Annotated in this window: 8 protein-coding genes and 1 pseudogene; 3 read left to right on the top strand and 6 right to left on the bottom strand. The window is 72.9% G+C overall.

Annotated elements, in window-relative coordinates:
* Positions 1–88 precede the first annotated feature (88 nt).
* From ACQP2H_RS23130 to ACQP2H_RS23140, 3 genes are all read right to left on the bottom strand, one after another.
* Complete coding sequence (locus ACQP2H_RS23130; protein ID WP_363818798.1) at positions 89–1,162, bottom strand: ABC transporter ATP-binding protein; 1,074 nt, start codon at positions 1,160–1,162, stop codon at positions 89–91.
* Between the two features lie 160 nt (positions 1,163–1,322).
* The gene (locus ACQP2H_RS23135; RefSeq protein ID WP_219464133.1) at positions 1,323–2,366 is read right to left on the bottom strand and encodes an extracellular solute-binding protein; all 1,044 of its coding nucleotides are present in this window, start codon (positions 2,364–2,366) and stop codon (positions 1,323–1,325) included.
* Positions 2,367–2,408: 42 nt separating this feature from the next.
* Positions 2,409–3,572 carry an ROK family protein gene (locus ACQP2H_RS23140; RefSeq protein WP_219464134.1) on the bottom strand — a complete coding sequence of 388 codons (1,164 nt, stop codon included), beginning with the start codon at positions 3,570–3,572 and terminating at the stop codon, positions 2,409–2,411.
* 414 nt (positions 3,573–3,986) lie between these two features.
* Between ACQP2H_RS23140 and ACQP2H_RS23145 the strand changes: the two genes are divergently transcribed.
* The gene (locus ACQP2H_RS23145; RefSeq protein WP_433228848.1) at positions 3,987–6,680 is read left to right on the top strand and encodes a sugar-binding protein; all 2,694 of its coding nucleotides are present in this window, start codon (positions 3,987–3,989) and stop codon (positions 6,678–6,680) included.
* Positions 6,681–6,849: 169 nt separating this feature from the next.
* On the opposite strand, the gene ACQP2H_RS23150 is transcribed toward ACQP2H_RS23145, so the two are convergent.
* Positions 6,850–8,580: a glycoside hydrolase family 3 protein gene (locus ACQP2H_RS23150; RefSeq protein WP_357535759.1), complete on the bottom strand. Its 1,731-nt coding sequence runs from the start codon at positions 8,578–8,580 to the stop codon at positions 6,850–6,852.
* 157 nt (positions 8,581–8,737) lie between these two features.
* Positions 8,738–9,226: a DUF3145 domain-containing protein gene (locus ACQP2H_RS23155; RefSeq protein ID WP_088647746.1), complete on the bottom strand. Its 489-nt coding sequence runs from the start codon at positions 9,224–9,226 to the stop codon at positions 8,738–8,740.
* 357 nt (positions 9,227–9,583) lie between these two features.
* On the opposite strand from ACQP2H_RS23155, the gene ACQP2H_RS23160 reads away from it, so the two are divergent.
* On the top strand, positions 9,584–9,913 hold the full coding sequence (locus ACQP2H_RS23160) for a hypothetical protein (protein WP_208568913.1): 330 nt from the start codon (positions 9,584–9,586) through the stop codon (positions 9,911–9,913).
* Positions 9,914–10,204: 291 nt separating this feature from the next.
* Here ACQP2H_RS23160 and ACQP2H_RS23165 read toward each other — a convergent pair whose 3' ends face one another.
* A complete protein-coding gene (locus ACQP2H_RS23165; protein ID WP_357535530.1) occupies positions 10,205–10,822 on the bottom strand; it encodes a carbonic anhydrase in 618 nt (205 codons plus the stop codon).
* Positions 10,823–11,172: 350 nt separating this feature from the next.
* Here ACQP2H_RS23165 and ACQP2H_RS23170 point away from each other — a divergent pair.
* A pseudogene (locus ACQP2H_RS23170) lies at positions 11,173–12,063 on the top strand (alpha/beta fold hydrolase); the annotation flags it as partial.
* Positions 12,064–12,168: the final 105 nt, after the last annotated feature.

Below are 12,168 nucleotides of genomic sequence, written 5' to 3' on the forward strand. Positions count from 1 at the left end.
GCTCGCAAAACCGGCTCACTCCTCGCGCTCACGGCCGTCACCTCGGTTCGCGACTGCGGGGCTCGCAAAACCGGCTCACTCCTCGCGCTCACGGGCGCACCACCCACATGCGCTGGCGGTTCAGCCGCAGGCCGACCTGGTCGCCGACGGCGATGCCGGCCGGGACGTCGATCGCGGCGACCTGGACCGGCTCGCCGGCCACCTCGACCACGAGGTTGGTGGCCATGCCGGTGAACTCCACCTCGGTCACCCGGCCGGTGAGCGCGCCGGCCTCGGTGGCCGAGGTGAGCCCGAGGTGCTCGGGGCGTACCGAGACCAGGGCGGTGTCCCCGGCGCGCAGGCCGTGGTCGGCGGGGGCGGTGACGGCGGTCTCGCTGCCGTCGGGCAGGCCCACGGTGACCGTCTCGGCGGTGGCGGTGACCACCGGCAGGTTGAGCACGTTGCTGCGGCCGATGAACCGGGCCACGAAGGCGGTCGCCGGCCGGTGGTAGATCTCCTGCGGGGCGCCGATCTGCCGGACCCGGCCGGATTCCATGACGGCGATCCGGTCGGACATCGCCATCGCCTCGGCCTGGTCGTGGGTGACGTAGATGGCGGTGGTGCCGGCCTCCTGCTGGATCCGGCGGATCTCCACCCGGGTCTCCTCGCGCAGCTTGGCGTCGAGGTTGGACAGCGGCTCGTCGAGCAGCAGGGTACGCGGCCGGATGACCAGCGCGCGGGCCAGCGCCACCCGCTGCTGCTGGCCACCGGAGAGCTGGTCGATCCGGCGGTCGCCGTAGCCGGCGAGGTGGACCTGGCCGAGGGCCTCCTCGATCCGCCGGGCGGACTCGGCCCGCCCCACCTTGCGGATCTTCAGCCCGTACGCGACGTTCTGCGCGACGGACATGTGCGGGAAGAGGGCGTAGTTCTGGAACACCATGCCGGTGTCGCGCTTGTTCGGCGGCCGGTGGGTGACGTCCTCCGTGCCGAACCGGATCCGCCCCGAGGTGGGGAAGTAGAACCCGGCCACCATCCGCAGGGTGGTGGTCTTGCCGCAGCCGCTCGGCCCGAGCAGGGTGAAGAACTCCCCGGCGGCGATGCTGATGTCGACGTCGTCGACGGCAGCGGTGTCGCCGGCACGCGCGAAGCGCTTGCTCACCGACTCCAGCGTGACATCGATCATGATGTCCTCTCCTTCATGCGGTACCGGACCTGGCCGGGCGGGGTGGCGGGACCGGGCCCGTGGGCACGGGGAAACGGATGACGGTTGCGAAGACGGGCCGCCCGGGTGGGCGGCGCGACGGGCGGTGCCGGGGGCGGGACGACCCCCGGCACCCGTACGGTCAGCCCTTGTTCTTGATCTGGCTGTTCCAGTGGTTGATCCACTCGGTCTCGTTCTTGCCGATGATGTCCCAGTTGACGTCGAGCGGCTTGAGGTTGAGCTGGGCCAGCCACTCCGGCTGCTGGGCGATCTCCACGGCCGGGATCTGGTAGTAGTCCTTGGCCAGGTCGGCGCGGAGCGTGTCGTCGAAGAGGAACTCGATGAACTTCTGCGCGCCGGCGCTGTTGCCGCCCTTGACCGCGGCGAGCCCGTCGACCAGCACCGGGGCGCCGGAGGCCGGCATCACGTAGCCGAACGGCATGTTGGACTGGTTGGCCTGGAGCAGGATGTCCTGCAGGTTCCAGGCGCTCAGCGTGCCCTGCTGGCGGGAGAGCTTGAGGTAGAGGTCGGCCGGGTTGGCCGCGTACGAGCCGGTGTTGGCGTCGAGCTTCTTGAGCCAGTCGTAGCCGGGCTGCGGGTTGCTGCCGTCCGGCGACTGCCGCATGATCATCGCGGCGTAGATCGACCGCATGGTGCCCGAGGCGGCCACGTCCCGGATGACGATCTTGTCTTTCCACTCCGGCTTCAGCAGGTCGTCCCAGTCCTTCGGGGCCTGCTCCGGGGTGAGCGCCTTGTTGTTGTACATGATGACCTCGGGCAGCAGGATCTCACCGAACCAGCGACCCTCGGCGTCCTTGTACTTCGCGTCCATCTTGCCGGCGAACGCGGGCTGCCAGGCGGTGAGCAGGTCCTCACCGGCACCGGCGGACAGCCCCTGCTGGGTGCCGCCCCACCAGACGTCGGCCTGCGGGTTGGCCTTCTCGGCCCGGACCCGCTCCAGGATCTCCTGGGCGCCCAGGTTGAGGATCTCCACCTTCCCCTTGTACTCGGGGTACTTGGCGGTGAACTTGTCCACCACGAAGGTGGAGACCTTCTTGTCGCGGGCGGTGTAGATCGTCAGCTTCTCCGTCTCACCCGCAGCGGTGTCGTCCGAGCCGCCGCCGCAGGCGGTGCCGGCGGCGAGGACGGTGGCGAGCGCTCCGGCGAGCAGAAGTCGACGTCTCATGGGATACCTCCGAGGGGTTGGGGAGAAGTGAGGCGGGGCAGGTCAGGGGGCCGGCAACAGGGTGGGCAACCCGGCTGCGGCGGCGGAGAGGGCGTAGCTGACCGCGCCGTGCAGCACGGCCCGGTCGCCGAGCACGGCCCGGCGCACCTCGGTGGTGCTGGGTGCGGCGGCGGTGACCAGGTCCTGGAGCCGGCCGACGGCGGCGTCGTCGAGGTCGGCGGCGGCACCGCTGAGCAGCACCCGCCCCGGGTCGATGACGCAGACGCAGGAGACGATCAGCCGGGACCAGGCGTGCAGCAGTTCGTCGAGGTAGCCGGCGGCGCGCGGATCGGTGACGGCCAGGGCGACCAGCGCGCGTACCGGCGAGTCGGGGCGGCGGCCCGGGGCCAGTGCGACGACCCGTTCGGCGATCGCGTTCTCCGACCAGCGGGCCTCGAACGGGCCGATCCCGTCGTGTCCCCGGCCGGCCGGGTCCAGCGGCAGGAAACCGACCTCGCCGGCCGCGCCCCGGGCCCCCCGCCGGACCTGGCCGTCGAGCACCAGGCCCGCGCCGATGCCGTCGGCGACGTGCAGCAGCAGCAGGTCGGCGACGTCGGTGCCGGCCCCGGCGGCGTGTTCGCCGGCCGCCATCAGGTTGACGTCGTTGTCCACCACCACCGGCACGCCCAGCGTTCGCTGGACCGACTCCCCTATCGGTCGGCCCTCGATCAGGCCGACCGAGGGGGCGAGTCGGACCGCGCCGCCGGAGATGACGCCGGGCGCGGCGATGGCCACCCCGCGCAGCGCCGGCAGGCCGTCCCCGGCCAGCTCGGGCACCGAGCGGCAGATGGTGTCGACGATGTCGCCGGTCAGCCGGATCGCGCGGTGGGCGACGACCGCGCCGTCGCTGTCGGCGATCTCGCAGCTGATCCGGGACGGTTCCAGCGAGACGGCGGCGACCAGCTCGGCGCGCGGGTTGAACTCCAGCATCGCCCGGGGGCGGCCGGCCCGGGAGGTGCCCGGCCCGCGTTCGATCAGGTAGCCCTCGGCGATCAGGTCACGCACGAGCGGGGTGAGCGTCGCGGGGCTCAGGCCGGTCAGCTCGGTCAGCTCGGCCCGGGAGAGCAGCCGGACCTGGCGGGCGGTGGAGATCACGGAAAGCCGCTTGATCTCCTTCGACCGCTCCCGGCTCACCGGGCTCGTTGGTGGCGTCACCACGTCTGTCACACTTCCTTCCTACGGCGAACGAATTAAAGAGTCAAGTAACAAGTCCGTCTCGACCAGCGCGCAGACAGCACCGGAGCAGCGACGACATCCGCGCCGGGGCCGACGCCCGGGACGGGCCGGCCGTGGCGGAATATCACCGGACATCCCGGACAGGGCGTACTTTATTTCTTCTGCAAAGAAAGAAATACCTTCCAGAACATTGACGTGCCGCCACGCTGGTCCCTAGCGTCACCGGGCGAAGGCCTTCCAGTGTGTACGGAACCCGTACCGCTGCCGTACCCGGTGCACCGCGTCCAACGACGCCCACCGTTCCCGTTCCCGCCGCCTCACCGTCCACCGACGACCGCTCGTCGGACGCCCCGCGTCCGACGAGGACCGTCGCTGCCCGGACATCGTGGTTCCGGAAGGATCTGCATGCGCATCAAGGGTTTCCTGCTACCCACCGCACTCGCCCTGGCCGTGGCCGGGGCGCCCGCCACCGCCGTCGCCGCCCCGGCCGACGTCCGCCCCGCCAAGGCCGTCGACCTCGACGTGCTCTTCGTCAGCGCCCACCCCGACGACGAGGCCGGCAGCCTCGCCACCCTCGGCCAGTGGAAGGAGAAGTACGGCGCCAAGGCCGGCGTCGTCACCATCACCCGCGGTGAGGGCGGCGGTAACGCCGTCGGCCTGGAAGAGGGGCCACCGCTGGGCATCATCCGTGAACGCGAGGAGCGCACCGCGATCGGCAAGGCCGGCGTGGAGAACCTCTACAACCTCGACCGGGTCGACTTCTGGTACACCGCGTCCGCCCCGCTGTCCGAGCAGATCTGGGGCCACGACGACACCCTGGGTCAGATCGTCCGGGTCATCCGGACCACCCGGCCCGAGATCATCATGACGATGAACCCGTCGCCGACCCCGGGCAACCACGGCAACCACCAGCAGGCCGCCCGGTTCGCCGCCGAGGCGTTCGCCGCCGCCGCCGACCCGAACGCCTTCCCCGAGCAGCTCAGCGCCGAGGGCCTCACCCCGTTCCGGGCCGCGAAGTTCCTGCGCAGCGGCGGCACCGGCAGCTCCGCCGCCGGGCCGCAGTGCGCGACCAGCTTCACCCCCACCGTCCCCACCGACCAGGTCTTCGGCGTCTGGGAGGGCACCGCGAGCGCCAGCGGGAAGACCTGGGCCGAGATCGAGGTCGACGCCCGCCGGGAGTACGTCACCCAGGGCTGGGCCGGCACCGCCGCCGCCCCCACCGACCCGACCAAGATCCGGTGTGACTTCTACACCCTGATCGACAGCCGCGTCCCGTACGACCCGGCGGACACCTCCCCGGAGGCGATCCTGCGCGGCTCGGTGCTGCCGCCGGTGACCGGTGGCCTGCCCAAGGGCACCGAGCTGTACCTCACCACCGACCGGTTCGACCTGGCCCCCGGCGCGACCGTCGAGGTCACCGCGCACCTGCGCGCCCCGCACAACCGTGCCCTGGTCAAGCCCCGGATCGACCTGCGGCTGCCGGCCGGCTGGAAGGTCAAGGGCTCCGGCGTGCTCAACAGTGACGTGCCGTCGGGCAAGGAGCGGACCCGGAAGTTCACCGTCACCGTTGCGGCCGACGCCGCCACCAATCAGCAGCAGCTCATCGGGGCCACCCTGACCACCCGTCAGGGTGCCGGGCGCACCGACCGGGCCGTCCGGGTGGTCGCCGACGTCCGGGGCACCCTGGAGCCGCTGCCCGAGGTGGGCACGTTCCGCACCTGGGCCGGTGAGGGCGGATACCCGCAGCTGGACACCCTGATCAAGCCGGTGCTCACCATCGGCTCCGGTCAGCAGCGCACGGTCCGCATCGACCTGCGCAACCACGGCCGGGTCAGCCGCAGCGGCACCGTCACCCTCGGCCTGCCGGCCGGCTTCACCGCCGACGCGGCCACCAAGAGCTACCCCGCGCTGGCCCCCGGCGCGACCGGGGCGGTCACCTTCACCGTCACCAACACCGACGCCACCCTGCCGACCGCCAACGAGGGCGGCACGGACGGCGACTACGGCATCACCATCACCACCACCAGCGCCGCCGGCAGCACCGTGGAGACCGGCGCACTGGAGATCGTCCCGACCACCGAGGTCCCGGCCGCCGGGGCCGGCACCGTCGACGGGGTCGCCTCGCCCGGCGAGTACCCCGGCCCGGAGCTGGACTTCTCCCGCATCTGGGAGGGGCAGGCCACGACCCCGCAGGACGCCTCGGCGACCGGCCGGATCGCCTGGACCGCCGACGGGCTGAAGGTGCTCGTCCAGGTCACCGACGACGTGCTGGGCAAGAAGGTCGTCCCGCAGGACTGCAAGCGGCAGCGCCGCACCGACAGCGTGGAGATCATCGTCGACCCGAAGGGGAACTCGACGGACACCTCCACCGTGTTCAAGGCCGGCATCTTCCCGATCACCGACGACCCGGCCAACGGCGACCCGCCGTGCTGGCAGCGCGACGCCGACAACCGGCAGGGCCCGGGGGCGACCACCGCACCCGGGATGACCGTGGTCAGCAGGGTCAGCTCCCCGTACACCGGCTACACCATCGAGACGATGATCCCGTTCGCGGTGCTGCCGGACGCCGTGGACCCGGCCCGGATGGGCTTCAACGTGCTGGTCTACGACTCGGACACCCAGGACCTCAGCTCGCAGTCCCGGCTGGGCTGGTCCACCTTCACCGGCGTCCGGGCCGACCCGTACCGCTACGGTCTGACCACCCTGCCCGGCTACCAGCCGGCGGCCCGGCAGCCCAGCACGCCGGTGTTCCCGGACACCTCGGCGCGCAGCGTGCACAGCCCGCAGACCATCGCCCAGTCGGCCGTGGACGGGGTCGCCCCGGCCGCCGTGCCGAGGCTGAAGAACTCGGCGCTGCGGCTGACCTCGGCCCACCGCGTCACCGACGGCGTGCAGGTCACCCTGCGTGCCGACCGGGCCGGAACCGCCTACCTGTACGCCTGGGACGGCGACACGGCCCAGGGCGAGCACACGGTACGGCTGGCCGCCGGTGACCGGGTCACCGTGACGGTCCCGACCAGCGGGGGCACCCCGACGTCGCTGCTGGCCGCCTTCGAGTCCGGTGGCGCGGCAGTGGCCCAGCAGGTCCCGCTGAACTGATCCACCACCGCACCGGCCGTGGCCGGTCGTCGACCTCCGTCGGCGACCGGCCACGTCGGCGTCGGACGCCGCGCGGCCCGGCTCCCTCGGGGGCGGGCCGGGCACCCGGACCGCCCACCCCTCGCCAGAGCGGACAGCGGGGGCAAGCAGACAGCGGGCGCAGTCGGGGTCAGCCGGTGCAGGTGGTGGTGGGCAGCCCGGTCAGCGGCACCGGGGAACGCCCGGTCGGCTTCGCCTTGCCGGCCAGCACCCCGGCGAGCGCGGTCATCGAGGCCCGGCTGGACGAATAGGTCGCCAGCAGCGTCGGCGAGGCCGCCTTCTCCAGCACGTACGGGGTGTCCATCGCCACGGTGACCGCCGCGTCGGCGGCGAGATCCTTCGGGCCGTCGCCGTAGCCGACCAGGTGCACCCGCGTGCCGCCCTTGGGCACCACCCGCACGCCCGCATCGGTCAACGCCTCGGTGAGCGCCGCCCGGGTCTTGTCCCGCCCGTCGGAGGTGGTGACGGTGACCGGGCCGGACACCGCCACGCCGCACTTCCCGCGTAGCTGGGTGACCGCCGCGGCGGCCAACGCGGTGGCGGCGGCCCGGTGCGGGGCGCTGTCGAGCGTGGACATCGCCGGCGTCGGTCGGTCGGCCAGCCGGAACTTCATGGTCAACACCCGGGTGACCGCCGCCACCAGCCGGTCCCGGGGCAGCGTGCCGTCGCGCAGCGCGGCCAGCAGCCCGTCGTACGCCTGGCCGACGTTCGGGGTCATCAGGATCAGGTCGTTGCCGGCGAGCAGGGCCTTCACCGCCGCCTCGCCCGGCGGGTAGCGCTTCGCCGGCGGCATGTTCATCCCGTCGGTGATCACCACGCCCTGGAAACCCAGCTCGCCGCGCAGCACGTCGGTGAGCAGCTTGCGGGAGAAGGTGGCCGGGGTGCCCGGGTCCACGGCGGTGACGTCGAGGTGCGCCGACATCACCGCCATCGCCCCGGCGTCGATGCCGGCCCGGAACGGCGGGAAGGCGGTGGCGTCCAACTCGGCCCGGGGCTGCGCCACCACCGGGACCTCCTGGTGCGAGTCGGCGGCGCTGAGCCCGTGCCCGGGGAAGTGCTTGACGCTGGCCGCCACCCCGGCGCTCTGCAACCCCTGGACCGCGCCCGCGACCTGCCCGGCGGCCCGCTTCGGGTCGGCGCCGAAGGACCGCGAGCCGATCACCGTGCTGCGGGTGGCCAGGACGTCGGCGACCGGGGCGAAGTCCAGGTTCACCCCCATCGCGGCCAGTTCGGTGCCGGCGGCCTTCCAGGCGGCCTCGGTCCGGGCCGGATCGTCGGCCGCCCCGGCGGCGAGCGCGCTGGGCAGCGTGGTCACCCCGTCGGTGATCCGGGTGACCACCCCGTACTCCTGGTCGGTGCCGACCAGGAACGGGGCCGGGCCGGCGGCCAGCTTCCCGGCGGCCTGGCGCAGCCCGGCGGTCAGCTTCTTCACCTGGGCCGGGTTGTCGACGTTGGTGGTGGACTGGTTGCCGGAGGTGGGATCGTCGGCGCTGAACCCGACCAGGATCAGCCCGCCGAGCCGGTACTTCGCGATCATCTCGGCCGGGGTGTCGACCCCGGCGAGGGCCTGGTTGCCGGTGGCCGATCCGGGCGTCACCGTCGTCGCCGAACTGCCGTACGCGTAGGGCATCAGCACCTGGCCGACCAGGTCCTCGTCGGCGAGCGTGCCGGCCAGCGCGGCGGCCCGACCGGCCGGGTCGTCGGCGGTGGGCGCCGCGACGGTCGGGCTGGCTGTCGGGGCGGCCCCGGACAGGGCCGGCGCGGGAGCCTGCCCCTCCCCCGCGCATCCGGAGGCGAGCAGCGCGGTCAGGGCGGCGACAGCGACGCCGGCACGTCGCGAGGAGTTCGGCACCCGGCCCATCCAACCCGCGCCGGAGATCAGCGGCAACCCGACCAGGTCAGGCGATGGGTGGAGGATGCCTGTCCCCGACCGGGTGTCCGGCTGACCCGCTCGCTCTCCTGGCCGTCGGACGGCCGGTCCGGGTGAGCAGACTCACCCACTTCAGGCGCCGCTGCGGTCAGCCGACCCGGGTGAGCAGGGTCACCGGCGCACCGTCCCCGGCGTACCGGTAGGGCTCCAGCTCCGCGTCCCAGGCCGTGCCCATCGCCTTGTCCAGGGCGTGCGCCAACGCCTCCGGGCGTACCGACGCCATGATGCTGCGCAGCCGGTCCTCGCCGAGCTGGATGTCGCCGGCCGCGCCCACCGCGGCCCGGAACAGGCCCCGGCCGGGCACGTGCATGAAACGCTCGCCGTCCGCGCCGGTGCTGGGTTCCTCGGTCACCTCGAAACGGATCATGGGCCACTGCCTGAGGGCAGCAGCCAGCTCGGCACCCGTCCCCGGCCGGCCGGTCCATCCGCACTCGGCCCGGCGGGCGCCGGGATCGACGGGCTGGGCCGTCCAGTGCAGGTTGACCGGCGCGGCAAGGACGCGCGCGATCGCCCACTCGACGTGTGAGCACACGGCGAGCGGGGTCGAGTGGACGTATACGACGCCACGCGTTGGCACGGTGACCTCCCGGAGAGCGAGGTGCGTCTTCCCCTACGACCTCGACCACCCGAGTGGCTGTTGCCACACATGATGACTCCTGTGACGGATGGTGCGCCAGGGAATCGGAAAATTCGCCGGCGGGAAATACCCGGACCGGTGACCCGGTTGTGCTCTCCGACGGCACGGTGAGCTGCCAGGCACCGTGGTCGTGTATATTTCTCTGGGCGGTTCTGCGCCGTCGCACCACTTCGCGGGCCGACGATCCAACCGGGCGTTCGATGACCCACCTGGGCGTTCGACGATCCGACCGGGCGTCACCCGCTACAGCCCCCGGACGATCCCCGTCCTCCCGTACGTCTTGCAAGGAGCATCTCCGTGGCAGGCAACACCTCTAAGACCGCGCGCGCGTCAGTCCGGGCCGGCCAGGCTGGCCAGGGTGGCGCCCTCAGCGTGCTGGGCGAGTTCAAGTACCTCATCCCGCTCAACGGCGGCAAGCACGCCTACGTGCGGAACCTGACCAACGGCAAGACCGCGCACCTGCGTACCGACTCCGACGCCTTCGTCGAGGAGATCCGGACGCTGGCCACCGCCGGCCACGCCGCCAAGATCCGCGCCGAGATCAACAACCTCGCCGCCACCCACCCGGACCACGGCTGGGACAAGACCGAGAAGCGTCTCGTCGAGGCCGGCGTCTTCGAGGGCTGAGCCCTCACCGAGCACATCTGGAACCGCCCGTCGGGTCACCCCGGCGGGCGGTTCCTCTTTCTCGTCCCCTCACCGTCACGGCGGGATCATCCTCATCCCGCCGTGACGATCGCGCTGCGCCCATGATCGCGCTGCGATCATGGGCGCAGCATGCGGCCCCTGGGGCAGCACGCGGTCCCCGGACAGCATGCGATCATGCGCAGCATGCTGCCTCCCGGGCAGCAGAGCGGGACAGCACGGCGGCGGGGCGGAGCAGCACGGCGGCGGGGTGGGGTAGCGCGGGGACGGGAGTCAGGGGTCGAGCAGGGTGACCTCGCCGGTGTCCAGGGCGTACAGGGCACCGACGACGTCGACATCGCCCGTGCCGACCGGGCCGGCCAGCAGGTCGTCGGTGCGCAGCGCCCGCACCGTACGCCGTACGTGCCGACGGACCGCCAGGGGATGGACTGCCGGGTGGTGCGCGCCCACCTCGACCACCGCCGGGGCGATCCGGTCGACGAGGTATCCCAGGTCACCGCCGGGCCGCTGCCCCGTGCGCAGGCTCTGCACGGTCGAGGCGACCGCCCCGCACCGCTCGTGTCCGAGCACCATCACCAGCGTCACCCCGAGCTGGTCCACCACGTACTCGATCGAGCCTCGCACGGCCCGGTCCAGCACGTGCCCTCCGGTGCGGATCACGCAGATCGAGCCGAAGGTCTGATCGAAGATCGCCTCCAGCGGCACCCGCGAGTCGATGCAGCCGAGCAGCACCGCGTAGGGCTGCTGGTCGCCGGAGGCGACGGCTGCGGCGGCGGTGACGTCGTGGCCGTGGATCGGTCGGCCGCTGACGAAGCGCCGGTTGCCGGCGAGCAGCTCTGCCAGCGCCGCCCGGGGCGGACGGACGGACCGGGGCGGCCCGCCAGGCCCCACAGGCGACGACCCGACGGCACCCACGGATGCCACCGGAGACGACCCGACAACGCCCGCACGTGCCACCGGAGACGACCCGACAACGCCCGCACGTGCCACCGGAGACAGCCCGGCAGCGCCCGCAGGTTCCGCTGGAGACGACCCGACAGCGCCCACGGGGGCCGTCCGGGGAGGCCGGGCCGCTCCGGCGGGCGAACGGTGCATGTCTCCAGACTGGCCGTCGGGGCGGCCCCGCGCGGGGCGGTCGGGAATCTTCTCTCCACCGCGGTTGGCGTGGTCTGATGTCGGGTAGCCGGTGTTACCGCCGGGTCACACCGGTGAATGTGTCCCGGTGGCCTGGGGAGGTGGCGATGCCGGATCAGCGGGAGTTGCGGCTACCCGACGAGGTACGACTGCATGTCGAGGTGAGTGGCCCGACCGATGCCGAGGTCACCGTGGTCCTGCTGCACGGCTGGACGCTGGACGGTCGGGCCTGGCACAAGCAGCTCGCCGACCTGCGCAGCCGGTTCGGCGACCGGGTGCGGGTGGTCGCCTACGACGCCCGGGGGCACGGCCGGTCCAGCTGCATGGCGCTGCGCACGGCGACCCTGGCCCAGCTCGGCGACGACCTGGCGGCGGTGCTGGACGAGGTGGCCCCGGCCGGGACGGTGGTGCTGGTCGGGCACTCGATGGGCGGGATGACGGTGATGGAGTACGCCCACCGGCATCCGGTCCACTTCGCCGCCCGTACGGCCGGGCTGGTCTTCGTCTCCACCACCGCCGAGGGGCACACCCACACGGTGTACGGTCTGTCGCCGCGGATCGCCCGGCTGATCCGGCTCGCCGAGACCACCGGGGCGGGGGTGCTGGCCCGGTGCGGCTCGTGGCGGCCACCTCGTCCGCTGCTGCGCGCCCTCGCGCCGAGCATCCGGTGGATGCTCTTCGGTGACCGGTGCTCCGGCTCCGACATCCGCCTGGTCACCTCGGCGGTGGCCCGCGCGTCGCTGCGCTCGATCGGTGGTTTCCGCGCCTCGATCGGTGCCCAGCACCGGCTGGCCACCCTGGCCGCGTTGGCGCACCTGCCGGCGGCGGCACTGGTCGGTGACCGGGACCGGTTGACCCCGCCGCCGTGCGCGGAGTCGATCGCGGCGGCGCTGCCGGCCACCGAGCTGACCGTCTGCCCGGGTGCCGGGCACATGCTGATGATGGAACGCCCGGACGAGGTGAACGCCGCCCTCGCCGGCGTGCTGCACCGGGTGTTGACCGCCGGCCGGCGAGCCTGGCGCGACCCTGCGGACCAGGTCACGGCCGCCGCGCCGCCGCCCGGTCCTCGCCGGCCCGCCGTCGTCCCGGCGAGGACCGGGCCG

Origin of the sequence: Micromonospora sp. CA-248260 (genome assembly GCF_050942205.1) — a bacterium.
Taxonomy (GTDB): Bacteria; Actinomycetota; Actinomycetes; order Mycobacteriales; family Micromonosporaceae; genus Micromonospora; species Micromonospora antibiotica.

Excerpts from the sequence above, each read along its gene's own strand:
- ACQP2H_RS23130 (WP_363818798.1), bottom strand. The coding sequence starts at position 1,162 with ATGATCGATGTCACGCTGGAGTCGGTGAGCAAGCGCTTCGCGCGTGCC.
- ACQP2H_RS23135 (WP_219464133.1), bottom strand. The coding sequence starts at position 2,366 with ATGAGACGTCGACTTCTGCTCGCCGGAGCGCTCGCCACCGTCCTCGCC.
- ACQP2H_RS23145 (WP_433228848.1), top strand. The coding sequence starts at position 3,987 with ATGCGCATCAAGGGTTTCCTGCTACCCACCGCACTCGCCCTGGCCGTG.
- ACQP2H_RS23150 (WP_357535759.1), bottom strand. The coding sequence starts at position 8,580 with ATGGGCCGGGTGCCGAACTCCTCGCGACGTGCCGGCGTCGCTGTCGCC.